The 25752-nt window shown below is 72.2% G+C and carries 29 protein-coding genes and 1 pseudogene; 19 read left to right on the forward strand and 11 right to left on the reverse strand.

Going from position 1 to position 25752, the window contains the following annotated elements; genetic code table 11:
- Positions 1-71: 71 nt before the first annotated feature.
- Positions 72-329 carry a DUF397 domain-containing protein gene (locus GSY65_RS21715; protein WP_159771398.1) on the reverse strand — a complete coding sequence of 86 codons (258 nt, stop codon included), beginning with the start codon at positions 327-329 and terminating at the stop codon, positions 72-74.
- A gap of 178 nt (positions 330-507) precedes the next feature.
- Between GSY65_RS21715 and GSY65_RS21720 the strand changes: the two genes are divergently transcribed.
- Positions 508-744, forward strand: a complete 237-nt coding sequence (locus GSY65_RS21720; protein ID WP_159771401.1) for a DUF7848 domain-containing protein — start codon at positions 508-510, stop codon at positions 742-744.
- 65 nt (positions 745-809) lie between these two features.
- On the opposite strand, the gene GSY65_RS21725 is transcribed toward GSY65_RS21720, so the two are convergent.
- Positions 810-1184, reverse strand: coding sequence for a GntR family transcriptional regulator (locus tag GSY65_RS21725; RefSeq protein ID WP_159771403.1), 375 nt, complete (start codon positions 1182-1184; stop codon positions 810-812).
- Positions 1181-2029, reverse strand: a complete 849-nt coding sequence (locus GSY65_RS21730; RefSeq protein WP_236579958.1) for a hypothetical protein — start codon at positions 2027-2029, stop codon at positions 1181-1183. Before GSY65_RS21730 ends, GSY65_RS21725 begins: the two co-directional genes overlap by 4 nt.
- A gap of 157 nt (positions 2030-2186) precedes the next feature.
- Between GSY65_RS21730 and GSY65_RS21735 the strand changes: the two genes are divergently transcribed.
- Together GSY65_RS21735 and GSY65_RS21740 are read left to right on the forward strand one after the other, a co-directional pair.
- Positions 2187-2825 (forward strand): glyoxalase, encoded by a 639-nt coding sequence (locus GSY65_RS21735; RefSeq protein ID WP_159771405.1) that lies wholly within the window; start codon positions 2187-2189, stop codon positions 2823-2825.
- A 135-nt stretch (positions 2826-2960) separates the two neighbouring features.
- A complete protein-coding gene (locus tag GSY65_RS21740) occupies positions 2961-3449 on the forward strand; it encodes an iron chaperone (RefSeq protein ID WP_159771407.1) in 489 nt (162 codons plus the stop codon).
- A gap of 231 nt (positions 3450-3680) precedes the next feature.
- Here the strand turns inward: GSY65_RS21740 and GSY65_RS21745 are convergent, their stop codons facing one another.
- The 3 genes from GSY65_RS21745 to GSY65_RS21755 form a co-directional block, all read right to left on the reverse strand.
- Entirely contained in the window at positions 3681-4622 is a 942-nt protein-coding gene (locus GSY65_RS21745) for an isopenicillin N synthase family dioxygenase (RefSeq protein ID WP_159776244.1), read from the reverse strand.
- A gap of 124 nt (positions 4623-4746) precedes the next feature.
- Entirely contained in the window at positions 4747-5199 is a 453-nt protein-coding gene (locus GSY65_RS21750; protein ID WP_159771409.1) for a nucleoside deaminase, read from the reverse strand.
- A 204-nt stretch (positions 5200-5403) separates the two neighbouring features.
- Complete coding sequence (locus GSY65_RS21755; protein ID WP_159771411.1) at positions 5404-5799, reverse strand: PLD nuclease N-terminal domain-containing protein; 396 nt, start codon at positions 5797-5799, stop codon at positions 5404-5406.
- Between the two features lie 153 nt (positions 5800-5952).
- On the opposite strand from GSY65_RS21755, the gene GSY65_RS21760 reads away from it, so the two are divergent.
- The 3 genes and pseudogenes from GSY65_RS21760 to GSY65_RS21770 all read left to right on the forward strand — a co-directional run bounded on the left by GSY65_RS21760 (position 5953) and on the right by GSY65_RS21770 (position 8923).
- Entirely contained in the window at positions 5953-7410 is a 1458-nt protein-coding gene (locus GSY65_RS21760; protein WP_159771413.1) for a menaquinone biosynthesis decarboxylase, read from the forward strand.
- A complete protein-coding gene (gene mqnP / locus GSY65_RS21765) occupies positions 7407-8309 on the forward strand; it encodes a menaquinone biosynthesis prenyltransferase MqnP (protein WP_159771415.1) in 903 nt (300 codons plus the stop codon). Before GSY65_RS21760 ends, mqnP begins: the two co-directional genes overlap by 4 nt.
- A gap of 47 nt (positions 8310-8356) precedes the next feature.
- A pseudogene (locus tag GSY65_RS21770) lies at positions 8357-8923 on the forward strand (Uma2 family endonuclease).
- On the opposite strand, the gene GSY65_RS21775 reads toward GSY65_RS21770, so the two are convergent.
- Positions 8913-9536: a rhomboid family intramembrane serine protease gene (locus GSY65_RS21775; protein ID WP_159771417.1), complete on the reverse strand. Its 624-nt coding sequence runs from the start codon at positions 9534-9536 to the stop codon at positions 8913-8915. The pseudogene GSY65_RS21770 and the gene GSY65_RS21775 sit on opposite strands and share 11 nt — an antisense overlap.
- A 90-nt stretch (positions 9537-9626) precedes the next feature.
- Between GSY65_RS21775 and GSY65_RS21780 the strand changes: the two genes are divergently transcribed.
- The 7 genes from GSY65_RS21780 (at position 9627) to GSY65_RS21810 (ending at position 15225) form a co-directional block, all read left to right on the forward strand.
- Entirely contained in the window at positions 9627-10370 is a 744-nt protein-coding gene (locus GSY65_RS21780; protein WP_159771419.1) for a UbiX family flavin prenyltransferase, read from the forward strand.
- Positions 10371-10459: 89 nt separating this feature from the next.
- Complete coding sequence (locus tag GSY65_RS21785) at positions 10460-10915, forward strand: Lrp/AsnC family transcriptional regulator (protein ID WP_055513474.1); 456 nt, start codon at positions 10460-10462, stop codon at positions 10913-10915.
- Between the two features lie 60 nt (positions 10916-10975).
- Positions 10976-12139 carry an aminofutalosine synthase MqnE gene (mqnE, locus tag GSY65_RS21790; RefSeq protein WP_159771421.1) on the forward strand — a complete coding sequence of 388 codons (1164 nt, stop codon included), beginning with the start codon at positions 10976-10978 and terminating at the stop codon, positions 12137-12139.
- Positions 12140-12361: 222 nt separating this feature from the next.
- Complete coding sequence (locus tag GSY65_RS21795) at positions 12362-12886, forward strand: GNAT family N-acetyltransferase (RefSeq protein ID WP_159771424.1); 525 nt, start codon at positions 12362-12364, stop codon at positions 12884-12886.
- 146 nt (positions 12887-13032) lie between these two features.
- Complete coding sequence (locus GSY65_RS21800) at positions 13033-13419, forward strand: DUF4229 domain-containing protein (RefSeq protein ID WP_159771427.1); 387 nt, start codon at positions 13033-13035, stop codon at positions 13417-13419.
- Positions 13420-13471: 52 nt separating this feature from the next.
- Positions 13472-14128: a TetR/AcrR family transcriptional regulator gene (locus tag GSY65_RS21805; protein ID WP_159771429.1), complete on the forward strand. Its 657-nt coding sequence runs from the start codon at positions 13472-13474 to the stop codon at positions 14126-14128.
- 173 nt (positions 14129-14301) lie between these two features.
- Positions 14302-15225, forward strand: a complete 924-nt coding sequence (locus tag GSY65_RS21810; protein WP_159771432.1) for an aminoglycoside phosphotransferase family protein — start codon at positions 14302-14304, stop codon at positions 15223-15225.
- Between the two features lie 6 nt (positions 15226-15231).
- Here the strand turns inward: GSY65_RS21810 and GSY65_RS21815 are convergent, their stop codons facing one another.
- Entirely contained in the window at positions 15232-16314 is a 1083-nt protein-coding gene (locus GSY65_RS21815; RefSeq protein WP_159771435.1) for a MaoC family dehydratase, read from the reverse strand.
- A gap of 275 nt (positions 16315-16589) precedes the next feature.
- On the opposite strand from GSY65_RS21815, the gene GSY65_RS21820 reads away from it, so the two are divergent.
- On the forward strand, positions 16590-18536 hold the full coding sequence (locus GSY65_RS21820; RefSeq protein WP_159771438.1) for an AMP-dependent synthetase/ligase: 1947 nt from the start codon (positions 16590-16592) through the stop codon (positions 18534-18536).
- 196 nt (positions 18537-18732) lie between these two features.
- Here the strand turns inward: GSY65_RS21820 and GSY65_RS21825 are convergent, their stop codons facing one another.
- Both GSY65_RS21825 and GSY65_RS21830 read right to left on the reverse strand, forming a co-directional pair.
- The gene (locus GSY65_RS21825; RefSeq protein WP_159771441.1) at positions 18733-19050 is read right to left on the reverse strand and encodes an AzlD domain-containing protein; all 318 of its coding nucleotides are present in this window, start codon (positions 19048-19050) and stop codon (positions 18733-18735) included.
- Positions 19047-19760 carry an AzlC family ABC transporter permease gene (locus GSY65_RS21830; RefSeq protein WP_159771444.1) on the reverse strand — a complete coding sequence of 238 codons (714 nt, stop codon included), beginning with the start codon at positions 19758-19760 and terminating at the stop codon, positions 19047-19049. The genes GSY65_RS21825 and GSY65_RS21830 overlap by 4 nt, the downstream gene beginning before the upstream one ends.
- A gap of 68 nt (positions 19761-19828) precedes the next feature.
- Between GSY65_RS21830 and GSY65_RS21835 the strand changes: the two genes are divergently transcribed.
- The gene (locus tag GSY65_RS21835) at positions 19829-20437 is read left to right on the forward strand and encodes a helix-turn-helix domain-containing protein (protein ID WP_159771447.1); all 609 of its coding nucleotides are present in this window, start codon (positions 19829-19831) and stop codon (positions 20435-20437) included.
- A 340-nt stretch (positions 20438-20777) separates the two neighbouring features.
- Here GSY65_RS21835 and GSY65_RS21840 read toward each other — a convergent pair whose 3' ends face one another.
- Entirely contained in the window at positions 20778-20981 is a 204-nt protein-coding gene (locus GSY65_RS21840; RefSeq protein WP_043442843.1) for a cold-shock protein, read from the reverse strand.
- A gap of 318 nt (positions 20982-21299) precedes the next feature.
- Here GSY65_RS21840 and GSY65_RS21845 point away from each other — a divergent pair, with 318 nt between their 5' ends.
- The 4 genes from GSY65_RS21845 (at position 21300) to GSY65_RS21860 (ending at position 25699) form a co-directional block, all read left to right on the forward strand.
- Complete coding sequence (locus tag GSY65_RS21845) at positions 21300-22145, forward strand: menaquinone biosynthetic enzyme MqnA/MqnD family protein (RefSeq protein WP_159771450.1); 846 nt, start codon at positions 21300-21302, stop codon at positions 22143-22145.
- Positions 22146-22302: 157 nt separating this feature from the next.
- On the forward strand, positions 22303-24084 hold the full coding sequence (locus GSY65_RS21850; RefSeq protein WP_159771453.1) for a serine/threonine-protein kinase: 1782 nt from the start codon (positions 22303-22305) through the stop codon (positions 24082-24084).
- Between the two features lie 53 nt (positions 24085-24137).
- A complete protein-coding gene (locus GSY65_RS21855) occupies positions 24138-24689 on the forward strand; it encodes a GNAT family N-acetyltransferase (protein WP_159771456.1) in 552 nt (183 codons plus the stop codon).
- 206 nt (positions 24690-24895) lie between these two features.
- Positions 24896-25699 (forward strand): prepilin peptidase, encoded by an 804-nt coding sequence (locus GSY65_RS21860; protein WP_159771459.1) that lies wholly within the window; start codon positions 24896-24898, stop codon positions 25697-25699.
- Positions 25700-25752: the final 53 nt, after the last annotated feature.

Below are 25752 nucleotides of genomic sequence, written 5' to 3' on the forward strand. Positions count from 1 at the left end.
AGCTGTGGGTATCAACAGCCGTGGCGAAAGGGGCGGTTGTTTCGATGTAGGGCGGAGAGTGTTCGTTCGTGTTACCGGAGTGTCGGGACGACGTCCACGAAGTGCGCCCAGGCGGACCGGTTGATGATCAGTACGGGCCCGTCAGGGTTCTTGCTGTCCCGGACGGGGACGACGCCGGGGATACCGGGGGCGATCTCGATGCAGTCGCCGCCGTTGTCGCCGCTGTGGCTGCTCTTGATCCACGTCGCCACTTCCAGGCAGTCGCCGCCGTCGTTGCCGCTGCAGCTGCTCTTGATCCAGATCGCCGCGCTCAGGTCGTAGCTGTCCATGCTGCTCGTACCCCTCCATCGCGTCGCTGATCAGGGCGGCGGACTCGTCAGCTGACAGGATGTCTGCCCTGAGCACATCACGGGTACGGCTATAACGGGCGTACGCCGTCCTGCTCCGCCACCACCAGCGGCGCGACCACGGCGGAGCCGCCCCCGTCCCCGCCGGGTCTTCCGGTGCGTGCCGTACGTCCTCGCGCAGGACCCGGCGGCGGAACCCGAGTGCGGGGCGCGGTGCGTGTCGGGGGACGAGACGGAGTGCGGCGCGGGGTCGGGTGTGCGGAGCGGCCCGGAGGACGTGGAGGAGTGGCTGCGCGGGCGCACGCAGGAGACGGGGCACCGGCGCTACCGCCGCACCTTCGGCGACTACGCGGTGTTCGAGGAGCAGGAGGACGTGCCCCGCGAGGGGACGCCCTGACGCGCCGTAGCGCCATCGTGCCGTCAGGCCGGGCCATCCCGCCGTCACGCCGTCACGCCAAGCCGTCACGTCAGGGCGTCGCGGACGGCGGTCAGGATGTCCTCCGTGTCGGCGCCCAGCGCCCGCGCCGCCGACGTGAAGTCGCGGGCGAGGGTGGTGAGCCGGTCGGCGTCGTGGGTGCGCGGCCCGCTGGGGAGAGGGGCGACCCGGGTGCCCGCGCCCCGGCGGGTGCGGATCAGCGCACCGGCCTCCAGCTCGCGGTAGGCGCGGGCGACCGTGCCCGGCGCGAGGCCGAGGTCGGCGGCGAGCTGGCGTACCGTCGGCAGCCGTTCGCCCTCGGCCAGCCGGCCGGTGCGGATCAGCGCGGCCAGCTGTGCGCGGATCTGCTCGTACGGCGGTACCTGGCTGGTGGTGTCGACGCGGACGGCGGGATCGTTCATCGGTGGAGCGTCCCCTCGGCGCGCTCGTCGTCGAGGGGCGCCGTGGCGCCGATGGCCGCCGGGTCGTCGAGGGACTTCTCGTCCTCGACCGCCCTCGGGGCCACGACGGTGACCAGGGACCAGACCACGGTGATCAGGTTCAGCAGGGCCAGCGGGTAGAACACCCAGAAGGTGAGCACGCCCACCACACCGGCGCAGCCGGTCTCCGTCAGCGCGACGGAGACCATCAGCACGGCGTACAGCTGCTGGCTCGACACCAGCAGGCCCCAGGCCCCGGTGACCGCCCACGCGCGGTCGCGGCGCTGCTGGTCCTCGCCCGGTCCGTGGGCGATGCGGCGCAGCGCCCAGGCACAGGTGGGGGTGGCTACGGCGAGCGCGCCGAACATCGGCAGGCCGTAGGAGAGACCGGGCCACGGGCCGAGGTTCGCGCGCATCCCGTTGCAGGTGATGTGCACGGTGTTCCCCCAGCTCAGGACGTCGCCGGAGTCGAGGGCGGCCGTGGCCGCGGTGATCACCAGCAGTGCCACGAGGGAGACCCCCTGGAGGGCGATCAGAGGGCCCATGCGCGGCGGCACATGGTCTCTGACCAGGCGGGGCGCGAGGCTCGCGGTCCGTACAGCCTCCTGCGGGCGCAGGGTCAGCGCGTCGGCGAGCAGGACACCGGCCACCGCGCACAGGCCGAAGGCCGTGAGGCAGAACACCACACGCTGCTCGAACTCCACGTCGCCGTCCCCCAGCGTGGAGACCGCCTGCGCCACGACGATGCCGACGGCCAGCCCGGACCAGCGGGCGACGTGGTCGGCGTGTTCGAGCAGCCGGTACGGCAGCGGCACGCTGTCGAGCATGTGGAGATCCCCCCGGATCATCTTGTATCAAGTAGTAGATACAAGATGGCCGGGCCGGCGCCTGGTGTCAAACACCTGACCGGACGCGGAGCCCTGGTTCCGGACCGGTCAGGATTCGAGAAGCCACGAGCACCGCCCCGCCCCTAGCGTGGTGGTCATGGCAACCACCGCTTCCACCGCAGCCCGCACGTCCCTCGCGTCCGTCACCCTTGAGGTCGCCGACGTCGACGCCGCCCGCCGCTTCTACTCCGCCTTCGGCGTGGACGCGTACATCCGCCTGCGGGCGTCCGAGGCGCCCTCCACCGGGTTCCGCGGCTTCACCCTGGCGCTCACGGTGTCCGGGCCGGCCACCGTCGACGGCTTCGTCGCCGCCGCCGTGGACGCGGGCGCCACGCTGCTGAAGCCCGCCGCGAAGTCGCTGTGGGGCTACGGCGGCGTCGTCCAGGCCCCCGACGGGACCATCTGGAAGATCGCCACCTCGGCGAGGAAGGACACCGGCCCGGCCACCCGCGAGATCGACGAGGTCGTCCTCCTGCTCGGCGTCGAGGACGTGAAGGCCACCCGGCAGTTCTATGTCGACCGGGGCCTGACCGTGGCCAAGAGCTTCGGCGGCAAGTACGCCGAGTTCGCCTCCGGCGCGTCCAGCCCCGTCAAGCTGGCGCTGTACAAGCGCCGCGGCCTGGCCAAGGACCTCGGCGTCCCCGCCGACGGCGCCGGCTCGCACCGCGTCGTCCTCGGCGGCACCGCCGACACCTTCACCGACCCGGACGGCTTCGCCTGGGAGACCGCCGCGTAGCCCGCCCCGCTCGGCCCCTCGCCGTCCTGACCGCCCACCCCGCGTACCGGCACCGCCCTCTCCCACCTGGCACGAGTCCCACCTGGCACGAGTCCCACCTGGCACGAGTCCCACCTGGCACGAAAGGAAACCGCCATGCCGTCCACGAAGCCTTCCTCCGAGAACTCCGGCACGACCACCGACGAGAAGTACAGCGGATTCACCGCCGAGGAGCGGGCCGCGATGAAGGAGCACGCGCAGGAGCAGAAGAAGGCGGCGGCGCGGCGCGGTGCGTCCCGCGCGGAGAAGGAGGCGGCGGCGGAGCAGGACGTGCTCGCGAAGATCGCCGAGATGCCGGACGCGGACCGGGTCCTCGCCGAGCGCATCCACCGGATCGTCAAGGCCGCCGCTCCCGAGCTGACGCCGAAGCTCTGGTACGGGATGCCCGCGTACGCCAGGGACGGCAAGGTCGTCTGCCACTTCCAGAGCGCGGAGAAGTTCAAGACGCGGTACGCCACGCTCGGCTTCAGCGACCAGGCGGCACTCGACGACGGCACGATGTGGCCGACCGCCTACGCCCTGAAGGAGCTGACCGCGGCCGACGAACAGGTCATCACCGCCCTCGTCGAGAAGGCGGTGCGCTGAGCCCGGCGGGGGTGGACGACTCAGGACGACTCCAGCACCGTCCCCCTTCCGCCGCCGCTCTGATCCCCCTCCGATCGTGCTCCGATCCTGTTCTGATCTCCGGCTGGTTCCATGGGTCCACGTCCCGGCTCACCGGCTCGGGCGGCCGAGCTGCCGCCGACGGGCCCGCCGGATCCCGGACGCCCCGTCCCGCCCGTGAGCCGAAGCGGCCGGGCGGGACGGTGGCCCCGGTCAGCCCACGGTGATCGCGTCGAGCTTCTCCCGCAGGTAGACGTGCGAGTCGACCGGCGGGTACGCCACCCGTCCGACCGGGGCGGGCAGCGACTCGACGACCGTGCCCGGCGTGCACTCACCGAAGTAGACCAGCGACATCAGCTCCTCGGCCGGCTCGTCGGCGGGCGGCGGCAGCACGCGGTGCCGCCCGGAGCGCCAGCGGTCACCGGTCCACCGGGCCATCAGGTCGCCGATGTTGATGGTGAGGGCCGCCGGATCGTAGGGCGCGTCCTCCCAGCCGCCCGCGTCCGTGTACACCTGCAGCCCGCCCTTCCCGGCCTGCCGGTCGAGGATCGTGACCGTGCCGAAGTCGGTGTGCGGGCCGATCCGGAACTGGCCGGGAGCGGGGTCGCCGAGGACGTCCCGGCCCGGATACCAGTTGATGTTGAAGCCGTAGGTCGGATGGCTCATGTGCCGGGCGAAGAAGTCCCGTTCGAGGCCGAGCGCGTCGCCGAGCAGGGTGAGCAGCTGCTGCTCCAGCCCGGCCATCCGCGCCAGGTACTCCTCGCAGAGCGGCCGCAGCTCCGGCACCTCCGCCGGCCAGACGTTCGGCCGGTACCACTCCGCGTTGACCACCGGGTCCTCGAACGGCTCGTGCGTCGCGAACGTCAGCGACTCCTTCAGGTCCGGCGGGGTCTCGGTCCCCTCGGCGTAGCCGTTCGCCTCGGCCCCCGGGCCCAGCCACCCCCGCCCGCCGACCTTCACCTCGTACGCCCTCTTGCGCTCCGCGGGCAGCGTGAAGAAGGCCCGCGCCGCCTCCCGGACGCGCGTCCGCAGCGCCGGGTCCACGCCGTGCCCGGTCACCAGGAGGAACCCGGCGGTCCGGAGGGCCGCGTCGACGGTACGCGCGACACGGGCCCGGTCCTCCGCGTCACCGTCGAACCAGGGGGCCAGGTCGATGGTGGGGACGCGCGGGTTGCTGGGGACGCGCGGGCCGCCGGGGGCGCGGGGGGTGCTGGGGGTGGGCGGGCTGCCGGGGCGGCAGGGCCCGTCGGGGGTGTCGGGACCGTGGGGCTCGCCGGGGCTACTCACCGATGTCCTCGTTCCACAGAGCCGGGTTCCTCTCGATGAAGTCGCGCATCAGTGCCACGCACTCCGGGTCGTCGAGCAGGACGATCTCCACGCCGTGCTCCGCGAGCCAGTCGTGACCGCCGTGGAAGGTCTCGGCCTCGCCGATCACCACCCGCGCGATACCGAACTGCCGTACCAGCCCCGAGCAGTACCAGCACGGCGACAGCGTCGTCACCATCGTCGTCCCGCGGTACGTCCGCTGCCGGCCCGCCGCGCGGAACGCGGCCGTCTCCGCGTGCATCGACGGGTCGTCGTCCTGGACCCGGCGGTTGTGCCCCCGCCCGAGGACGGTGCCGTCCGCGCCGTAGAGCGCGGCGCCGATCGGGATGCCGCCCTCGGCGAGACCGGCCCGCGCCTCCGCCACCGCGGTGGCCAGCCACGCCCGTGCCGTCGTTTCCTCAGCCATGCGCTCACTCTGCCCCGGAACGGGCCGGCCCACGTATGCGGGCCCACGTATGCGGGCCACCTGTGCGGAGGGGGATCACGGCGGAAGCAGGGTGCCCAGGGGCCCGAGGTCGAGGTTCAGCGTGCCCGAGGCCGAGGTTCGGACCGTCCAGGGTGAGGCCGAGGCCTTCAGGCGCGCGCCCCCGGTCACACCGACCTGACGCGCCTACTCCTCGCCGTCCTTCTCCCGCTTCTCCCTCTCCTGCCGCTTCAGTTCCTCCTCGCGGCGCCGCAGGTCCGCCTCCCAGCTCTTCAGGAGCGACTCGTCCTTCTTGTTCTCCGCGGAGAGCGACTTCAGGAACTCGGGGTTGTCGTCGGGGGCGACGTACTGCGCGCGCTGCCCGCGGTGCCACTCGGAGGGCGTGCGCCCGTTCGCGGGGACGTGGCGCAGCTTCCCCGCGACGAGCCACGCGATCGGCCCGACGATCCAGAACAGCAGGATGATGAACACCCAGGCGATCTTGGGCAGGTGCTTCGCCTCGTCCTCGGGGGTGTTGAGGCAGTCGATGAACGCGTAGATGGTCAGCGCCAACGGCACGAGGTACATCAACACCCTGAGCATGGAACGCCCCCTGGAAAGCGGTGGTGGGCCCGTCCGCCGGACCCGGTGGTGACCGGCGGGCCGTGCGGCGCCGACCCTGTGCGGCGGAAAGCCACGACCTTACGCCGGGCCCCGTGACGGGGTCAGGGTAGCCCCTCGGGGATACTGGATCCCATGGCTTACGACGATCTTCGCTCCCTGCTCCGCGCTCTGGAGCGGGAGGGCGATCTCAAGCGGATCAAGGCCGAGGTCGACCCGTATCTGGAGGTCGGCGAGATCGTCGACCGGGTCAACAAGGCCGGCGGTCCCGCCCTCCTCTTCGAGAACGTCCGCGGGTCGAGCATGCCGCTCGCGATGAACGTCTTCGGGACCGACCGCCGCCTGCTGAAGGCTCTCGGGCTGAAGTCGTACGGCGACATCAGCGACAAGATCGGCGGCCTGCTCAAGCCGGAGCTGCCGCAGGGCTTCGTGGGCGTGCGTGAGGCGTTCGGGAAGCTCGGCGCGATGACCCACGTGCCGCCGAGGAAGGTGAAGGCGGACAGCGCCCCCGTGCAGGAGGTCGTGCTCCAGGGCGACGACGTGGACCTGGAGCAGCTGCCCGCGCTGTTCACGTGGCCCAAGGACGGCGGCTCCTTCTTCAACCTCGGGCTCACCCACACCAAGCACCCCGAGACCGGCGTCCGCAACCTCGGCCTGTACCGCCTCCAGCGCCACGACAAGCGCACCATCGGCATGCACTGGCAGATCCACAAGGACAGCCGCAACCACTACCAGGTGGCCGCCAGGCGCGGTGAGCGGCTGCCGGTCGCCATCGCCTTCGGCTGCCCGCCCGCCGTGACGTACGCCTCCACCGCGCCGCTGCCCGGCGACATCGACGAGTACATGTTCGCCGGGTTCGTCGCGGGCAAGCGGATCGAGATGGTCGACTGCAAGACGGTGCCGCTGCAGGTGCCGGCGAACGCCGAGGTCGTCATCGAGGGGTGGCTGGAGCCCGGCAGGACGCTCCCGGAGGGCCCCTTCGGCGACCACACCGGCTTCTACACCCCGCAGGAGCCCTTCCCCGCGCTGACGATCGACTGCGTGACGATGCGCAAGCGCCCGCTGCTCCAGTCGATCGTCGTCGGCCGCCCACCGACGGAGGACGGCCCGCTGGGCCGCGCGACGGAACGCTTCTTCCTGCCCCTCCTCAAGATCATCGTCCCGGACATCGTGGACTACCACCTCCCCGAGGCCGGCGGCTTCCACAACTGCGCGATCGTCTCGATCGAGAAGAAGTACCCGAAGCACGCGCAGAAGGTCATGCACGCCATCTGGGGCGCCCACATGATGTCCCTGACGAAGCTGATCGTCGTCGTCGACTCCGACTGCGACGTCCACGACCTCCACGAGGTCGCCTGGCGGGCCCTCGGCAACACGGACTACGCCCGCGACCTCACGGTGGTCGAAGGCCCGGTCGACCACCTCGACCACGCCTCCTACCAGCAGTTCTGGGGCGGCAAGGCCGGCATCGACGCGACGAGGAAGTGGATCGAGGAGGGCTACACGCGCGACGGCGGCTGGCCCGACATGGTCGAGTCGGATCCGGCGACGGCGGCGCTCGTCGACCGGCGCTGGAAGGAGTACGGCCTGTGACCAGCGCCTCCGCGGCGATCCCCCAGCCGGGCCGGACGAAGGCGTTCCTGCGGCTGGTGATGATCGAGCACTCGATCTTCGCGCTGCCCTTCGCGTACATCGCGGCGCTCACCGCCATGTTCCAGCTGGACGGCAACGTCCACTGGGTGCGGCTGCTGCTGGTCACCGTCTGCATGGTCGGGCTGCGCACGTTCGCGATGGCCGCCAACCGGATCATCGACCGGGAGATCGACGCGCGGAACCCGCGCACGGCCCACCGCGAACTGGTGACCGGCGCGGTCTCGGTCCAGCACGCCTGGACCGGCGCCCTGATCGCCCTGGTGATCTTCCTCGGCGCGGCGGCGCTGCTGAACCCCCTCTGCCTGGCGCTCGCCCCCGTCGCCGTGATCCCTATGGTGGTCTACCCCTACGGCAAACGCTTCACGAACTACCCCCAGGCCATCCTGGGCCTCGCCCAGGCCATGGGCCCGGTCGGCGGCTGGCTCGCCATCACCGGCGAGTGGTCCTGGGACGCGGTGATCCTGGGGCTGGCCGTCGGCGTCTGGATCGGCGGTTTCGACCTCATCTACGCCTGCCAGGACGTCGACTCCGACCGTGAGACCGGCGTCCTGTCGGTCCCGGCCCGCTTCGGCATCCCGGCGGCGGTGTGGGCGGCACGCGTCTGCCATGCCCTGACGACGGGGTTGTTCGTCTGGTACGCGCTGGCGACGGACGCGGGAGCCTTCCTGTGGCTGGGCCTGCTGATCGTGGCAGCCGCCTTCGTGTACGAGCACACGATCGTGCGCCCGCACGACCTGTCGCGGCTGAACCGCGCGTTCTTCTCCGTCAACGGTTTCATCGGCATCGCCCTGTTCGTGTGCGCGCTGCTCGATCTTCTGGTTCGGGGTCTGACCGTGTGAAGACGGTGCGGCCCACCGTCGGGTGCAGAACCCCCAGGGAGGCCGGCGTGACCGTCTCGGGCATCGACCGCCTGCACTCGCAGCTCAGCAGGCTGGAGGACATGTTCCCCGGCTATCTGACGGAGATCGTCGAGGGCAGCATCGTGATGAACCCGGTCAGGCCGTTCCACGGGAAGACCATCCTGCGGGTGTCGGCGAATCTGGAGGAGCAGCTTCCGCCGGACTGGGCCCTGGTCAGCGATGTGGCGTTCCCCTTCGACGACGCCAATGAGTTCTGCCCGGACATCGCGGTCATCCCAGCGGAGGCGGAGAACCGCACTTCGTATCCCGCCGACCTGATCGAGTTCGTGGCAGAAGTGGTGTCACCGGAAAGCGTCCGCCGCGACTACGAGATCAAGCCTCACTGGTACGCGTCCCGAGGCATCACCCACTAGGTGATCCTGGATCCGCTCAAGGGCCACGCCGTCACGATGTGGAATCCCGGACCCGACGGATACCAGGGCCGCGACACCATCCCCTACGGTCCCGACCTGACGGTCGGCCTTCCTCTCGGCAAGCTCACGATCGCCACCGGCCGCCTGCCCGTGGACCCGAAGGCGCGCCCTACGGGGTGAGCGCCGCGCGGGGCTCGCGGCGCCGGAACAGGAACGCCGCCACCACCCCCGTCACCAACCCGATCAGGTGGCCCTGCCAGCTGACGCCCGCCGCGGTGGGGGCGATCCCGCCGAGGATCGCGCCGCCCCAGATCGCCGCGACCAGCACCCCCACCCCGACCCCCAGCAGGCGGCGCTCGACGAAGCCGCTGGCGACGAGGAAGCCGAACAGCCCGAAGACGACGCCCGAGGCGCCCGCCGTGTTGGTGTGGTCCGGGGATATCAGCCACACGCCCAGACCGTCCGCCACGATGATCAGCGCGCAGACCGCGGCGAAACGCCGCAGCCCGCCCAGCGCCGCGAGGAACCCGAGCACCAGCAGCGGCACGCTGTTGGCCGCGACATGGCCGAAGCCGAAGTGGATGAACGACGCGGGCACGACGTCGACCAGTTCGGGCACCGACCGCGGCATGATGCCGAAGCCGTCCAGCGCGTGCCCGCCGGCCACGTCGATCACCTCGAGGATCCACAGCAGGGCCACCCAGCCCACCATCAGCTTGGCGGCGGCCTTCGCGCGGTCCCCGCGCGACCACTCCCGATCAGGGCTCGACGCCCCGTGCACTCCACCTGCCATGTCAACCCCCGACTCAACTCGTCCCCTCAGGGAAACGGCCGTGCCCCCTTGACCGGTTCCCGCCCCGCGGCGCCGGATAGGCTCGGTGTCGTGAACCAAGTCAAGCCAGGAGAGACGGCGCGTACGCCTTGGATCGTAGGGGTCTCCGGCGCGTCCGGCACCCCATACGCCGCCGCAGTGCTGCGCGCGCTCCTCGCCGCAGGCGAAAGCGTCGACCTCGTGGTGTCCCGTGCCTCGCGGCTGACCCTGCTGGACGAGACAGGCATCGCGTTCCGGGACGCGCACTGGCGTGACGACCTGCGGGAATGGCTGTCACGCGGTGCCGACGGCAAGCCCGGCACGTTCCCGGTGGACGTCGACGGCGACCGCGTCCGGTACTGGAGCGCCGGCGACCTGGCCGCCGGACCGTCGTCGGGCTCGTACCCCGTCAAGGGCATGCTGATCGTGCCCGCGTCCACGGCGTGCGTCGCGGGCGTGGCCCTGGGGCTCAGCAAGGACCTGCTGCAACGGACGGCGAGCGTCACCCTGAAGGAACGGCGCCGGCTCGTCGTCGCCGTACGGGAGACGCCGCTGAACGGGCAGACCCTGCGGCACCTGGTGACCCTGGACGACGCGGGAGCGACCGTACTGCCCGCCTCCCCGGCCTTCTACGCGGGGGCCACGCACATCCAGGACCTGGTGGACTTCGTCGCCGGACGGGTACTGGACGCGGCGGGCGTCCCGCACACCCTGTACCGGCGCTGGAAGGGCGAGATCGGAGGGTCCCGCCCCTCCGGGACGGGCGACACGGGCACCACCGGCACCACCGGCACGACGGCCCCCACGGTCACCTGAGCGGCATCCGCTCACCCCGCACGTACGCGCACCACCCATCTCACCGAGCAATCTTCAGTGCAACTCTTCAGCGGAAGGCAACCGATCGCATGGACGCGGTGGACAGGCAGCTCATCCAGGCCCTGAGGGAGAACGGCCGGGCCTCCTACGCGGAGCTGGGGCGCCTCGTCGGCCTGTCGGGACCCAGTGTCACCGACCGCATCAACCGGCTGGAGGCCGCCGGTGTCATCACCGGCTATCGCGCCACCGTCGACGCGGCCTCCCTCGGCCTCGGCGTGATCGCGCTCATCGGGATCTCGCTCTCCGACGCCGCCGACCACGAGGACGTGGCGAACCGGCTCCGCGACCTCGACGAGATCGAGGACTGCTGGTTCATCGCAGGCGACGACTCGTTCATGCTCAAGGTGCGCGCCACCGACGTCGACGGCCTGGAGAAGACGATCCGCCGGCTGTCGGGCACGAAGGGCGTCTCCCGGACCCGCACCACGATCGTGCTCTCCACGAAGTGGGAGAACAGGGTGGGAGAGCTGCCCGAGGAGCAGTAGACCCCGGGGGAGTACGGTGGCGGGGTTGTCATCGAGGGAACACTGAGGGAAGGCGGAGGCATGGACGTCGGGCTCAAGCGCGAGCTGGAGGAGAAGGTCCGCTCCGGCGAGCGGCTGACCCGTGAGGACGGCATCGCGCTGTACGAGTCGGACGACCTGGCGTGGCTGGGCGGGCTCGCACACGAGGTGCGGACGCGGAAGAACGGCGACGTCGTCCACTTCAACGTCAACCGCCACCTCAACATGACCAACGTGTGCACGGCCTCCTGCGCCTACTGCTCCTTCCAGCGCAAGCCGGGGGAGAAGGACGCGTACACGATGCGCATCGAGGAGGCGGTGAAGCTCGCCAAGGCGATGGAGTCGGAGAACCTCACGGAACTCCACATCGTCAACGGGCTGCACCCGAACCTGCCGTGGCGCTACTACCCCCGCTCGCTGCGGGAGCTGAAGGCGGCCCTGCCGAACGTCTCGCTGAAGGCCTTCACGGCCACCGAGATCCACCACTTCGAGACGATCAGCGGGCTGTCCGCGTCGGAGATCCTCGACGAACTGATCGACGCGGGCCTGGAGTCCCTCACGGGCGGCGGCGCGGAGATCTTCGACTGGGAGGTCCGCCGGCACATCGTCGACCACCGCACCCACTGGGAGGACTGGTCGCGGATCCACCGCCTGGCGCACGAGAAGGGTCTGAAGACTCCGTGCACCATGCTCTACGGCCACATCGAGGAGCCCCGGCACCGCGTCGACCACGTCCTGCGGCTGCGTGAGCTGCAGGACGAGACCGGCGGCTTCCAGGTCTTCATCCCGCTGCGCTACCAGCACGACTTCGTGGACATGAAGGACGGCAAGGTCCGCAACCGGCTCCAGGCGCGGACGCGGATGGCGACGGGTGCGGAGGCGCTGAAGACGTTCGCGGTGTCGCGGCTGCTGTTCGACAACGTCCCGCACGTGAAGGTCTTCTGGGTGATGCACGGCGTCCAGACCGCGCAGCTCGCGCTGCAGCACGGCGCCGACGACATGGACGGCTCGGTCGTCGAGTACAAGATCACGCACGACGCGGACAACTACGGCACGCCGAACAAGCTGACCCGGGAGGACCTGCTCGACCTCATCCGCGACGCCGGGTTCCGGCCGGTGGAGCGGAACACGCGGTACGAGATCATCCGCGAGTACGAGGGAGCGGACCCGCTGCGGCGGGAGTCCCCGCAGCCCATGCGGGTGTGAGGGGGGCCGGGTGCCCAGGGGCCGGGGGTTGCTCGCGCAGCTCCCCGGGCCCCTGACAGGGCGGGTCTACGTCCCGGATGGGTGGGGCCTGCGTCCGTGATGGGTGGGGCCTGCGTCCCTGATGGTTCGGGCCTGTGGCTGCCCGTCCTTCATGCTCCAGCACACGTGTCCACGATCCGAATCCGTTTGAGCGCCACCGAACGTAATGGCTAATCTCGCCCCATGGCCCTTACTTTCCAGCTGGACCCGCCCCTCACGCCCGACCTCCGCGACGGCATCCTCGACCTCTGGGCGGACGTCTCCAACGCCGGTGGAGCCGTCGGGTTCGTGGCGCCGGTGTCGCCGGAGGCGATACGGCCCGAGCTGGTGAAGCACATGGTGGGCCTGGCGGAGGGCCGGCAACGGCTGCTGGTCGGGTTCGACGCGGCGGGCGCGCCCGCGGCCACCGCGTTCTTCAGCTTCAACACGCACCGCCTGATGACGCACTGGGTGTGGCTGTACACGGTGATGGTGCACCCCTCCCACCAGGGCAAGGGCTACGGCCGCGACCTGATGAGGGCGGCCGAGGACGCGGCCCGCGGCTTCGACGGCATCGAGGCCGTCCGCCTCACCTGTCGCGGCGGCCTCGGCCTGGAGCACTTCTACGCCGCCTGCGGCTACAAGGAGGTCGGCCGCGTCCCCGGCGCCATCCGGGTCGCCCCCGGCGACCACCGCGACGACATCACGATGCTCTTGTCCTTGACCTGACCTGACCTGACCTGACCTGACCTGACCTGACCTGAGCCGCGCCCGCACCGCCGCCCGTACCCCCGTGCAAGATCGCCCCCCGACCGTGCTTCACTGGACGGTGGCCCTTGGGAACGTCCGGTACGGAAACGGAAGAGTGGATTGAGATGCTCCGCTACACACTGATGCGCCTCGGGATCTTCGTGGGCTGCTTCGTGGTCGTCTGGGCCCTCGTCTACTCCGGTATCGCCCCCCGCGGTCTCGGCGCCTCCAACGGCATGTGGATGATCATGCTGGCCCTCGTCGTCTCCGCGCCGATCAGCTTCGTGGCCCTGCGCAAGGAGCGCGACCGGGCCTCGGAACAGATCGCCCCGCGCCTCGACCGTTCCATCGGCCGCGTGAAGTCCAACCTCGCCGCCAACCGCAGCCAGGAGGACGAGGCGGACGACGTGGCCCGCAGCGGGAACACCCCGTCCGCGGAGGACCGCGACGGCGACGAGCCCGCCAAGGCTTCCGGGACCGCCGAGGCCCCCGAGGGCGTCAAGGCTTCGTAGCCCCGCCGCCGGACCGGATCTTTCCCGGCGGCAGAACCGTACGCTTGCCCGCATGGGTGCTGTGAAGAACAAACGGATGCCCCGGGCGGTACGGGAACAGCAGATGCTGGACGCGGCCGTGCGGACGTTCGGGCAGCGCGGCTACCGCGCCGCCTCCATGGACGAGATCGCCGAACTGGCGGGCGTGTCCAAGCCGTTGGTGTACCTGTACCTGAACTCGAAGGAAGACCTCTTCACCGCCTGCATCCGCCGTGAGGCCGAGGCGCTCACCACCGCCGTGCGCGAGGGCGTCAACCCCGAGCTGCCCGCCGACCGGCAGCTCTGGGAAGGGCTGCGGGCGTTCTTCACGCACACCGCGCGCAACCCGGACGCCTGGGCCGTCCTGCACCTCCAGGCCCGGACGCACGGGGAACCCTTCGCCGCCGAGGTCGCCGCGATGCGCGAGGAGATGGTGGCGTTCGTGACGGGGCTGATCCTGGTCGCCGCCCGAGAGGCCCGCCGCGACCCGTCCCTCCCCGAACGCGAGGTCGCCGGCCTCGCCGAGGCCCTGGTCGGCGCCGCCGAAGCCCTCGCGGCCTGGGCCAACACCACGCCCGGCCTCACGGCCCGCCAGGCCGCCGCCACCCTCATGAACTTCGCCTGGTCCGGCCTCGGCAACCTGATGGACGGCCACCCGTGGACCCCACCGGCCGACACCGCCCCGGCCTAGACACCCCCGTGCCGGCCCGGTGCCCCGGACCCCGGCCGAACCCCCACCCGCACGACGCGCCCCAGCTCCCACCACTCCGCCGCGTCACCACGCCACCGGCGCGCGGGCGCCGCCCCTTCCACCGGTGCGGAAAGTCGTTGGTCTCCGGGCCCCGCTGCGGTGGGATTCCCGGTGTGACGCTTCACGAGGGTGAGATCCCGGTCGACGAGACGCTGGTCCGGTCGCTGCTCCAGGCACAGTGCCGGCAGTGGGCCGACCTGCCGCTGTCGCACGCGGGCGCGGGGACGGACAACACCATGTACCGGCTGGGCGACGACCTGCTCGTACGACTTCCCCGCACCGCGGAAAAGGGACGGGCCGTGCGGAAGGAACAGGAGTGGCTTCCCCGGCTGGCGCCCCTGCTCTCGTATCCGATTCCCGAGCCGGTCCACGCTGGGACGCCCACCGGTGCCTTCCCTCTCGCCTGGTCGGTCCACCGCTGGATCGACGGTTACGAGGTCGGCCCGGACACCGTCCAGGACTGGGCCCTCCTCGGAGCCGATCTGGCCGCGTTCGTGCGGGACCTCCACGAGATCGACCTCATGGGAGCGGTGCGCACGGATGCCCTCAGCTGGTACCGCGGCGGTGCCCTGGGCCCGTGTGACCGGTGGATCAGCGGATGTTTCGACGACTGCCGGGCCACCGTGGGCACCGAACTGGACGTCGATGTCCTGGAACAGCTGTGGCGGGCCGCGCTCGCCCTGCCCGAGCCCTCCGGACCGCATGTGTGGCTGCACGGTGACCTCAAGCCCACCAACCTCCTGGTCAGGGAGGGCAGGCTCCACGCAGTCATCGACTTCGGATGGCTCTCGGTCGGCTTTCCCGACGCCGAGCACTCCACGCTCTGGGACCTGCCCCCGCGCGCACGCCAGGCCTACCGGGACGCCCTGAACCTCGACGACGCGACCTGGAACCGCGCCCGCGCCTGGGCCATCGCGGCGGGCGTCAGCGGCATCTCCTACTACCGGGACGCCTTCCCCGCCTTCGTCGCCGAGTGCCTGGCACGGCTCCGGGCCGTCGGCGCCGACGCGGCCGGGCGTCGAGCGGGCGCGCCGTAGCCCAGGTCAGTGGAGCAGCGGATACACGCTTCCCGTCACGTGCACCCGCCGCGCCCGCTCCCCGGCCCCGTTGTCCGGGCCGCGGAGTTCGAAGTCGCCGCCGGAGCGGCCGTCCGCCGCGTAGGTGACGGTGCTCGGGAGGGGGACCGGTGCGCGGAACTCGGCGCGGACCAGGGCCGCCGGGGGCGTGCCGTGCTCGGCGAGGCAGCGGGCGACGGTCCACATGCCGTGGGCTATGGCGCGCGGGAACCCGAAGAGGCGGGCGCCGAGGGGGTGGAGGTGGATGGGGTTCCGGTCGCCCGAGACCGCCCCGTAGCGCCGTCCCACATCCGCGCCGAGCCGCCACTCGGCGAGCGCGGGCAGCGGCGCGGGAGCCGACGCGCGTCGGACCCTGGCGGCGAACGCCGCGGGCGGCGCGTCCGGGCCGTCGGCGTCACCGACGACGGCGCCGTCACTGCCGCTACCGCTACCGCTACCGTCACCGTCACCGACAGTGGCGGCGGTGGCGGGGAGTGGCGCGGTCGTCGGCCGCCGGTCCCCGTCGGCCGGGTTCGCGGCCTCGCCCGACCGGTGCCGGGCGAGGTACGTGCTGCGGGACTCCCAGGCGATCTCGTCCCAGCCGCCGTCGCCGCCGGTGTCCCGTACCTCCGTCACGACCGTGGCCTCGGTGCCCCGGCGGTGCGGCGTCAACCCGTCCACGTACACCGTCAGCTCGTACTCCCCGGTGGCCGGCAGCCGTCGGCGGCGGGTGATCTCGATCGAGGTGTGGACGAGTCCCAGCAGGGGCAGCGGGAAGGCGCGGCCGGACATGATCCGCATGGCGAGCGGGAAACCGAGGACGTGCGGATACGTGAGCGGGACGGCGTCCTCGCCGGTGGGGAAGCCGCAGACCCGTTCGTACGCGGCGAGCCGCGCGAGGTCGATCCGCACGCCGGGCAGGACGAGCCGGTCCAGCCGGCCGACCGTGCCGTCGCCGTGCCGGGCGGCGGCCGTACGGGGCAGCCGGAGGCTCTTGCACGGGGAGAGCAGGGCGCCCCGCGCGAGCAGGGGCGGGAGGAGCGGCGGACCGGTGAGGGTGAGCTGAGGCATCGGACGGTTTCCCCTTCTCCCCGGCTTCTCCCCGGTGCGGCGAACTTCTTACTCCTCAGTCAGGTTACCCGAGGTAAGGGTGCGGGAGGCAGGGGCGCGGGCCGGGGAGATGAGTGACCCTCAGGTTATGCGGCGCCTCTGTGACCTGCGGCGGAGCATCGCACGACATTGCACATCCCCACCCCCGGAACATCCCCGGACCACCTCCACACTCACACGAACCTCACACACCGACCCCGTACGATCCGGGCACACCGAACGCCCAGGAGCCGCCCGTGTCCCCCTCCGATCACAGCGAACCCCTGCTCGTGGAACCCGAGTTGAAGCGGCTGGACGGCACGGTACGAGAGGCGTACGTCCCCCCGCTGGTCACGCCCGGCACCTACGGCTCGCTCGCGGACATCCCCTTCGACAACGCGGACCACCACCCCGGCGCGGTCGTCCTCAGCCGCAAGCACGACGACGTCAACGGCAGTACCACTGGCAGTGGCAGTGGCAGTGGCAGTGGCCACGGCGGTCGTTGGCGGGACGTCACCGCGGCCGAGTTCGCCGCCGAGGTGCTCGCCGTGGCGAAGGGCCTGATCGCCGAGGGCCTGACGCCGGGCGACCGGATCGCCATCATGGCGCGGACGACGTACGAGTGGACGCTGCTGGACTTCGCGGCCTGGGCGGCGGGGCTCGTCACCGTCCCCGTCTACCCCACCTCCTCCGACTTCCAGACCCGCTGGATCCTCCAGGACTCCGGCGCGGTCGCCCTCGCGGTGGAGACGACCGCCCAGGCCGCCGCCCTCGGCCCCGAAATCGACCGCATCCCCGACCTCCGCCACATGTGGGTGTTCGACAAGGGCCACATGGACCGCCTCGCCGAGCGGGGCCGGGACGTGTCCGACCAGGAAGTCGCCGTCCGGCGCGGGGTGCTGGGCCCCGACACCCTCGCCACCCTCATCTACACCTCGGGCACCACCGGCCGCCCCAAGGGCTGCGCCCTCACCCACGGCAACTTCTTCGCCGAGGTCGACAACGCGATCGACCTCCTCTACCCGATCTTCCGGGCGAAGACCGACGAGGAGGCGTCCACCCTCCTCTTCCTCCCGCTCGCCCATGTCTTCGGCCGCATGGTGGCGATCGCCTGCATGCGGGCCCGGATCCGCGTCGGCCACTCGCCGAGCTTCCGCACGCAGGACCTGCTCGCGGACCTGAAGTCGTTCCGCCCGACGTTCCTGCTGCTCATCCCGTACGTCCTGGAGAAGGTCTTCAACACGGCCCGCGCGTCCGCCGAACGCATGGGCCGCGCCTCCTCCTTCGACCGCGCCGCCGCGGTGGCCCGCCGCTACGGCGAGGCCCTGGAGTCCGCGCAGCAGGGCACCGGCCCCGGCCCCACCGCCTTCCTCAAGGCGGCCCGCACCTTCTACGACCCCCTCGTCTACCGCCGCATCCGCAACGCCCTCGGCGGCCGGGTCCGCTACGTCATCTGCGGCGGCTCCCCGCTCGGCCGCCGCCTGGCCGCCTTCTTCGCCGGCGCCGGCATCGACGTCTTCGAGGGCTACGGCATGACGGAGACCACGGCGGCCGTGACGGTCACCCCGCCGGTGCGCCCCCGCCTCGGCACGGTCGGCCGGCCGCTGCCCGGGACACGCGTGCGCATCGCCGCCGACGGCGAGATCCTCCTCCACGGCGGCCAGATCTTCCGCGGCTACTGGGACCCGCAGGTCGGCGGGGTCGTCCCCACGAGCCCCGACGGCTGGTTCGCCACCGGCGACATCGGCCGGCTCGACGAGGAGGGCTACCTCACCATCACCGGCCGCAAGAAGGAGATCCTGGTCACCGACAGCGGCAAGAACGTGGCCCCGGCCCCGCTGGAGAACTGGCTCCGCTCCCACCCGCTGATCGCCCAGGCCATGGTCGTCGGCGACCGCCGCCCGTACGTCACCGCCCTGCTGACCCTGGACCCCGAGGGCATCACCCACTGGCGCCAGATGAACGGCAAGCACGCCGTGCCCGCGGAACTCCTCGTGGACGACCCGGAACTGCGCGGCGTCCTCCAACGGGCGGTGGACGAGGCCAACCGCCTGGTCTCCCGCCCCGAGTCCATCCGCCGCTTCACCGTCGTCCCCGGCGGCTTCACGGAGGAGGCGGGCCACCTGACCCCGTCGATGAAGCTGCGGAGGGAGGCGATCGAGAAGGCGTTCGCGACGGAGATCGAGGGGCTGTACGAGAGATAGGCGTCGTACGGGGGGAAGGCGTCGTACGGGGGGAAGGCGTCGTGCGAGCGGCAGGCGTCGTACGGGGGGAAGGCGTCGTGCGAGCGGCAGGCGTCGTACGGGGGGCAGGCGTCGTACGGGGGGCGGGCCCGAGAGGTGGGCGTGTGCCCGGCCGGGTCGCTTGCTGGAGATGCCCCGACCGTGCCGTCGCCTACGCCTAAGGCACCCCCATCGCCCGCAGCACCCCCGCCGTCGCCGCCGCCCCCAGCACCACCACCGCGAACGGCGCCCTCCGCCATGCCAGTACGCCTCCCACCAGGACCCCGGCGGGTCGGGCCCAGCCCGCGGTGCCGCCCGACTCGGTCAGGGCGCCCGTGGTGAGCAGGGCCACCAGGAGCACCACGGCCGCGGCGGCCAGTAGGTCCCGGACGCGTGCGGGGACCTCGATCCGCCCGTGCAGCAGCGGGCCGGTGAGCCGGAGGGCGTACGTCCCCACCGCCAGGACCAGCGTCGCGACGACGACCCCGCCGGTCATGCCGCCGCCCTCCCCCGCGTCGAGGGCCGCCAGGCGAGCAGACCGGCCAGCGCGAGGAGCACGGGGACCCCGGTGGGGGTCAGCGGGGTGGCCGCCAGCGCCACCACCGCCCCGAGCAGCGCGGCCCGCCGTACCGGAGGCCGCTCGCGCAGGGCGGGCAGGACGAGTGCGGCGAGCACGGCGGGGAAGGCGGCGTCGAGGCCGTACGCGGCGGTGTCGCCCAGGGCGGACCCGGCGAGCGCACCCGCGAGGACGCAGACGTTCCACGTGGTGAACAGGCCGATCCCGGAGACCCAGAACGCGACCCGGCGCCGTACCGGATCGCGCTGGGCCAGGGCGAAGGCCGCCGTCTCGTCGGTGACGAGGTGCGCCCCCACCAGCCGGGTGAGCCGGCCCCGGCCCAGGACGTCGGCGACCGCGAGACTGAACGCCGCGTTGCGGGTGTTGAGCAGCAGCCCCGTGGCGGCCGCCGCGAACGGGCCGCCCCCGGCCAGCAGGATGCCCACCGCGCTGAACTGCGCCGCCCCCGCGTACACGACGACCGACATCACCACCGGCACCCACACCGGGAGCCCGCCCGCCACCGAGATCGCGCCGAAGGAGAGTCCGACGACACCCCCGGCCGCGCACACCAGGGCGATGTCGCGGAGCAGCTCGGGGTCGGGGACGTCCGGACGCCGGACGCGGCCTGTTCGGAGAAGCGAACGCATGTTTCCTACAATGAACAGCAGGCATCCTGTTCGTCAAGGCGAACGATCGTACTTCTGGAGCGAACGACATGGCCGACGCAGCGCCCGAGAACGCCGCCGGACGGACGCGGAGCGACGGGGGACCCCCGGCGCGCCTCCCGCTCGACTGGATCGCCGCCGCCCTGCGCCGGGAGCGCGCCCGCGCCGGGCTCTCCCTCTCCGAGCTGGCCAAACGCGCCGGGATCGCCAAGTCCACGCTGTCCCAGCTGGAGGCGGCGAGCGGCAACCCGAGCATGGAGACGCTGTGGGCGCTGGGCGTGGCGCTCGGGGTGCCGTTCAGCGCGCTGATCGAACCGCCGGCGCCCGCGGTGCAGGTCGTCCGGGCGGGGGAGGGCCCCGCGGTCCACTCCGAGCACTCCAGCTACACGGCGGTGCTGCTCTCCGCGAGCCCGCCGGGCGCCCGCCGCGACATCTACCGCACCCGGCTGGAACCGGGGTCGGTGCGGGAGTCGGAGCCGCACATCCCGGGGACGGTCGAACACCTCACCGTGAGCACGGGCCGGGTGAAGGCGGGCCCGCGGGGCGAGGAGGTCGTGCTGGGGCCGGGTGACTACATGGCCTTCCGGGGCGACGTCCCGCACTCGTACGAGGCGCTGGCGCCGGGAACGTCGTTCGTGCTCGTCATGCAGCACATCTGAAAGGCACGGCCCATCCGACGGTCGCGGCCCATCCGACGGTCGCGGCCCATCCGGCGGTCGCGGGCCATCCGGCGGTCGCGGGCCATCCGATAGGCGCGGCCCATCCGATAGGCGCTGCCCATCGGTCGCGGCCCGTCGGATAAGCGCGGCCCATTCGACGGTCGCGGGCCACCCGACGGTCGCGGGCCATCCGATAGGCGCGGGCCATCCGATAGGCGCGGCCCATTCGACGGTCGCGGCCCGTCGGGAAAAGCAGGGAAAAAGGCAGGAGTCCCGTTGCCGTGCGGCGCGGGACTCCTTGGGTACTGCTTTCAGGTCCGGATCAGAGACTGGAACGGCCTCAGATGGCGGTGACGTTCTCCGCCTGCGGGCCCTTCGGACCCTGGGTCACGTCGAAGGAGACCTGCTGGTTCTCCTCAAGCGAACGGAACCCGTTGGCGTTGATCGCGGAGTAGTGAACGAAGACGTCGGGGCCGCCGCCTTCCTGGGCGATGAAACCAAAGCCCTTTTCGGCGTTGAACCACTTAACGGTTCCGGTAGCCATAAGCCCTCCTTGGGCCCAAAGGGTCGCCCTGCTCCAGAACCTGCAAGTGTGAAACAGTGCCGCACAACTGCATACGTCTGAAAACGACTAGAGCCTGCGGTTACATGCTCCGCAGGCTCTGTACTGCAAGGGAAACCAAACTGCAACTTGCGGCGAGCCTAGCACGCGGGCAGCCGGAAGCAATAGAGGTCAAGATCACGTCACCCAGATGTTTGAGTGATCGTTGCGCCGGATTGACGACCGTCCCTCGATCGCCTCGTGCCCGCCGCTCGGTACCCCGGTCCCCGGACCGTACCTCATGAGGTCTAGCCTCGCGATGTGGACAATTCTCGCACCAGGCCGCGTGTAGGCCACATCCAGTTCCTGAACTGCCTGCCCCTGTACTGGGGGCTCGCGAGAACGGGCACGCTCCTCGACTTCGAGCTGACGAAGGACACCCCGGAGAAGCTCAGCGAGCAGCTGGTGCGCGGCGACCTCGACATCGGCCCCATCACCCTCGTCGAGTTCCTCCGCAACGCCGACGACCTGGTCGCCTTCCCCGACATCGCGGTCGGCTGCGACGGTCCGGTGATGTCCTGCGTCATCGTCTCGCAGGTCCCCCTCGAACGTCTGGACGGCGCCCGCGTCGCCCTCGGCTCCACCTCGCGCACCTCCGTACGCCTCGCGCAGCTGCTGCTGGCCGAGAGCGTCGGCGTGCGGCCGTCGTACTACACCTGCCCGCCCGACCTCTCGCTGATGATGCAGGAGGCGGAGGCGGCCGTGCTCATCGGCGACGCGGCGCTGCGGGCCAACCTGCTCGACGGCCCCACCTACGGCCTCCAGGTGCACGACCTGGGTGCCATGTGGAAGGAGTGGACGGGGATGCCGTTCGTCTTCGCGGTGTGGGCGGCGCGCCGGGACTACCTGGAGCGGAACCCGCAGGTCACCCGGCAGGTCCACGAGGCGTTCCTGGCCTCCCGTGACCTTTCCCTGGTCGAGGTCGCCAAGGTCGCGGAGCAGGCCGCCCGCTGGGAGGCCTTCGACGAGCGGGTCCTGGAGCAGTACTTCACCACCCTCGACTTCCGCTTCGGCGCCCCGCAGCTGCGGGCGGTCGCCGAGTTCGCCCGCCGGGTCGGGCCCACCACGGGATTTCCGGCGGATGTGAAGGTGGAGCTGCTTTCCTGAGGAATTCCTCCGCCGGTCACCGAGCCGTCGCCGGACATCGGTTCGACGCATTCCGGGTTCTGCGGGACTGACGTGCGGCGTCCGTATTCTCCTGCGGGCGTACGGCACTACGCTGCTGAGGAGCCCTGGAGGGGAAGTGCGGGGGAGGGGTGGGGCGATGCAGCCGCTCGACGTCGGCGAACCCACGGCCGTGGGGCCCTACCGGTTGCTCGGCCGGCTCGGTTCCGGCGGGATGGGCCGGGTCTACCTCGGACGCAGCGCCGGCGGACGCACCGTCGCCGTGAAGGTGGTGCACCCGCACTTCGCGCTGGACGAGGAGTTCCGGGCCCGCTTCCGTCGCGAGGTGGAGGCCGCCCGGCGGGTGGGCGGCGCCTGGACGGCCCCCGTCCTCGACGCCGACCCGGAGGCGTCCGTCCCCTGGGTGGCGACCGGGTACGCGGCCGGACCCTCCCTCTCGGCGGCCGTCGCGGACGGCGGCGCGCTGCCCGAGCACACCGTCCGGGTGCTGGGCGCCGGCCTCGCCGAGGCGCTCTCCGCCGTCCACGCGCTGGGCCTGGTCCACCGCGACGTGAAGCCCTCCAACGTGCTGCTCACCGTGGACGGCCCGCTCCTCATCGACTTCGGCATCGCCCGCGCCACCGACGGCACGGCCTCCCTCACCTCCACGGGCGTCTCCATCGGCTCCCCCGGCTACATGTCCCCCGAGCAGATCCTCGGCCAGGGCGTCACCGGCGCCGCCGACGTCTTCTCCCTCGGTGCGGTCCTCGCGTACGCCGCGACCGGGGAGTCCCCCTTCCCCGGCGACTCCTCCGCCGCGCTCCTCTACAAGGTCGTCCACGAGCCGCCCCGGCTGGACGGTCTGCGGGGTGGCCTGCGCGAGCTGGTCGAGCACTGCCTCACGAAGGACCCGGGCGCCCGGCCCGCCCCGGACGAGCTGGCCCGCGCCCTCGCCCCCGACGGCGCCGCCCGCCTGGTCGCGGCCGGCTGGCTCCCCGGCTCGCTCGTCGAGCAGGTCGGCCGCAGCGCCGTCCGGCTCCTCAACCTGGACGCGACGGAACCGGGCCTCTCCGGTCCGGTGGAGTTCAGCAGCCCTTCGGTGGGGGAGCCGGGTACGCCGCCGACAACGGATGCCACGCCGGGCGGTGGGGTTGCCGCAGTCGGTGGGGCGAGTGGTGCGAGTGGGGCCGGTGGGGCGGATGGTGTGAGCGGCACGTTCGGGCCGCCGCCCGTCATGGCGCCGTCAGCGCCGTCGATGTCGTCGGCGCCGTCCGCGCACTCCGGCCCCGCCACGTACGTGCCCGGCGCACGCGCGGACGCCGCGGTGGCGGACACCGTGCCGCCGGGCACCCCCGGCAGGCTCTCCCTGAGCGTGGCCGCCGCCTCGACGGCCGAGGCGAACGGGCGCGGCCGGAGAGTGAGCTGTTCGATCGCGCTGGCCGTGGCGGGGGCCTTCGCGGCGGTGAGCCTGGGGTCGGTGTTCGTCTTCGGGGTGCTCCAGAGCAAGGACGACGGCAACGGTGACGCCGCGGCCCCCGCGCCGTCGGCGACCGCGGGCGCCTCCGAGGCCCCCGGCGACACGAAGGGCGACGTACCGGCGAAGTACCTCGGCACCTGGGAGGGCGACGGCTACGCCCTGGACGGCAAGCTCCCGGCCGGCACGTTCCGGGTCACCCTGAAACAGACCACCGTGGGAGGGGACCTCGGCACCTTCCGCTCGGTCGACCCCCTGGGCGGGGCCTGCGACGACAAGCTCGTCCTCAAGAAGGTGACGGACGCACACGTCCTGGCCACCAGCATCGCCGACACCGAGAACAACCCCGGCACCTGCACCAGGAACACCCACGTCGTCACCCTCACCCTCGACGGCGACGCGCTCCAGTACGCCGCGGACAACGCGGACGCCGGTGACCCGACGGCCCGGCTGAAGAAGCTGCGGTAGGGATCCGTGGGAATCCAGTGGTCCCGGGCGGGGGACCGTGGTCCGATGCCGCCGTGAGAAACGACAGCGCCGCCGACGCGCCCCCGGTTCACCTCCCTGCCGTCCGGCCGAGGACCGACCACGACCTCGACGCCTGCGCGCGGGTCCTGGCGGCGGTCCACGAGCAGGACGGCTACCCGGTGAACTGGCCCGAGCGCCCGAAGCTCTGGCTGACCCCGGCCCCGCTCGTCGCCGCGTGGGTGGCGGAACTCGACGACCGCGTCGTCGGCCACATCGGCCTCTCCCACCCCGACGACACGGACGCGGCGCCCGGCCTCTGGGCCGCCCGCGCCGCGGTGGGCGCCGAGACGACCGCCGTGGTCAACCGGCTGTTCGTGTCCCCGGCGGCCCGGGGCCACGGGATCGGCGCGCTGCTGGTGGCGCGGGCCACGGCCGAGGCACGGGGCCGCGCCCTGCACCCGGTGCTCGACGTCGTCGAGTCCGACGTCGCGGCCGCGACCCTCTACGAACGCCTCGGCTGGCACCACCTGGCCACGGTCGAACAGCGATGGAGCCCCGAACAGACGGTGAAGGTCCGCTGCTACGCGGCGCCCGCGGCCCCCTAGGGACGCGGTGAACCGCGCGACCGGCCCACGCCGTTCCCGCGCCCCCGGACGAACCCCGCCCACCCGAACGGAGAACCGGCGGGGTCGAAAGGGAAGCGGCCCCTGGAGGTCTAAGGGGAAGCGGCCCCTGGAGGACGGGACGGGCAGGGTCTGCGGGGGCGTTAAACCCTCGCCGGCCCCACGCCGCACCCCCCTAGGCTGACCCCGTGGATCCGGACCTCTGGCTGACCGCCCTGACGGCAGCCGCCGCCCTCTGGGGCGCGGCGGCAGGCGCCCTGCTGCCCCGCCCCGCCTACCGCTTCGCCGTCGACGAGGACTCCCCCTGGCAGACCACCTGCCCCGCGGGCCACCCCCTCACCGGCCCGGCCCACGGCTGGCTGGGCCGAGCCCGCTGCCCGGCTCCCGGCCCCGCGACCACGCCTCCCGCGACCACACTCCCTGCCCCCACGTCCCCCGCCCCCTGCACCTACGGCCCGAGCACCCGTGCCGTCGCCCTGCTCACCGCCGTCGTCTGCGCCTCCCTCGCCCTGGCCACCGGCGTGCGTCCGGAGCTCGGGGTCTGGCTGCTGCTCACCCCGGTCGGTGTGCTCCTCGTCCTGGTCGACCTCAAGGTGCAGCGCCTCCCCGATCCGCTGACCCTGCCCTTCGCCGCCCTCGCGCTCCTCCTCCTGGGCGGCGCCGCCGTCACCCCGGAACACGCGGGGGAGTGGCGCACCGCGGCGCTGGGCGCCCTCACCCTCGGCGGCGCGTACTTCCTCCTGTTCCTCATCCGCCCCCTCGCCCTCGGCTTCGGTGACGTGAAGCTCGCCGTGGGCCTCGGCGCGGTCCTCGGCTGGTACGGCTGGGGCGCCCTGTACGTCGGCACCTTCGCCGGCGCGGTCGTCGGCAGCGTCTGGACCGTCGTCCAGGCCGTGCGCGGCCGGGCGGCCCGCCGGCAACTCGTCGCCCTCGGACCGTTCATGATCGGGGGAGCGTACGCGGGCCTGCTCCTGGAGGCCTACGCGGCGTGACGTCCCGGACGTGGGCGGGCACGTCAGGGCTGACGTCGGCCGGTCGTGGCGGC

It is taken from the genome of Streptomyces sp. HM190 (assembly GCF_009857135.1).
In the GTDB taxonomy this organism is placed as follows: Bacteria; Actinomycetota; Actinomycetes; order Streptomycetales; family Streptomycetaceae; genus Streptomyces; species Streptomyces heilongjiangensis.

Excerpts from the sequence above, each read along its gene's own strand:
- GSY65_RS21815 (WP_159771435.1), bottom strand. The coding sequence starts at position 16,314 with ATGCCTCAGCTCACCCTCACCGGTCCGCCGCTCCTCCCGCCCCTGCTC.
- GSY65_RS21775 (WP_159771417.1), bottom strand. The coding sequence starts at position 9,536 with ATGGCAGGTGGAGTGCACGGGGCGTCGAGCCCTGATCGGGAGTGGTCG.
- GSY65_RS21755 (WP_159771411.1), bottom strand. The coding sequence starts at position 5,799 with ATGCTCAGGGTGTTGATGTACCTCGTGCCGTTGGCGCTGACCATCTAC.
- mqnE (WP_159771421.1), top strand. The coding sequence starts at position 10,976 with ATGGACGTCGGGCTCAAGCGCGAGCTGGAGGAGAAGGTCCGCTCCGGC.
- GSY65_RS21795 (WP_159771424.1), top strand. The coding sequence starts at position 12,362 with ATGGCCCTTACTTTCCAGCTGGACCCGCCCCTCACGCCCGACCTCCGC.
- GSY65_RS21805 (WP_159771429.1), top strand. The coding sequence starts at position 13,472 with ATGGGTGCTGTGAAGAACAAACGGATGCCCCGGGCGGTACGGGAACAG.
- GSY65_RS21760 (WP_159771413.1), top strand. The coding sequence starts at position 5,953 with ATGGCTTACGACGATCTTCGCTCCCTGCTCCGCGCTCTGGAGCGGGAG.
- GSY65_RS21730 (WP_236579958.1), bottom strand. The coding sequence starts at position 2,029 with ATGCTCGACAGCGTGCCGCTGCCGTACCGGCTGCTCGAACACGCCGAC.
- GSY65_RS21735 (WP_159771405.1), top strand. The coding sequence starts at position 2,187 with ATGGCAACCACCGCTTCCACCGCAGCCCGCACGTCCCTCGCGTCCGTC.
- GSY65_RS21715 (WP_159771398.1), bottom strand. The coding sequence starts at position 329 with ATGGACAGCTACGACCTGAGCGCGGCGATCTGGATCAAGAGCAGCTGC.
- GSY65_RS21800 (WP_159771427.1), top strand. The coding sequence starts at position 13,033 with ATGCTCCGCTACACACTGATGCGCCTCGGGATCTTCGTGGGCTGCTTC.
- GSY65_RS21740 (WP_159771407.1), top strand. The coding sequence starts at position 2,961 with ATGCCGTCCACGAAGCCTTCCTCCGAGAACTCCGGCACGACCACCGAC.
- GSY65_RS21750 (WP_159771409.1), bottom strand. The coding sequence starts at position 5,199 with ATGGCTGAGGAAACGACGGCACGGGCGTGGCTGGCCACCGCGGTGGCG.
- GSY65_RS21825 (WP_159771441.1), bottom strand. The coding sequence starts at position 19,050 with ATGACCGGCGGGGTCGTCGTCGCGACGCTGGTCCTGGCGGTGGGGACG.
- GSY65_RS21725 (WP_159771403.1), bottom strand. The coding sequence starts at position 1,184 with ATGAACGATCCCGCCGTCCGCGTCGACACCACCAGCCAGGTACCGCCG.
- GSY65_RS21840 (WP_043442843.1), bottom strand. The coding sequence starts at position 20,981 with ATGGCTACCGGAACCGTTAAGTGGTTCAACGCCGAAAAGGGCTTTGGT.
- GSY65_RS21785 (WP_055513474.1), top strand. The coding sequence starts at position 10,460 with ATGGACGCGGTGGACAGGCAGCTCATCCAGGCCCTGAGGGAGAACGGC.
- GSY65_RS21835 (WP_159771447.1), top strand. The coding sequence starts at position 19,829 with ATGGCCGACGCAGCGCCCGAGAACGCCGCCGGACGGACGCGGAGCGAC.
- GSY65_RS21850 (WP_159771453.1), top strand. The coding sequence starts at position 22,303 with ATGCAGCCGCTCGACGTCGGCGAACCCACGGCCGTGGGGCCCTACCGG.
- GSY65_RS21830 (WP_159771444.1), bottom strand. The coding sequence starts at position 19,760 with ATGCGTTCGCTTCTCCGAACAGGCCGCGTCCGGCGTCCGGACGTCCCC.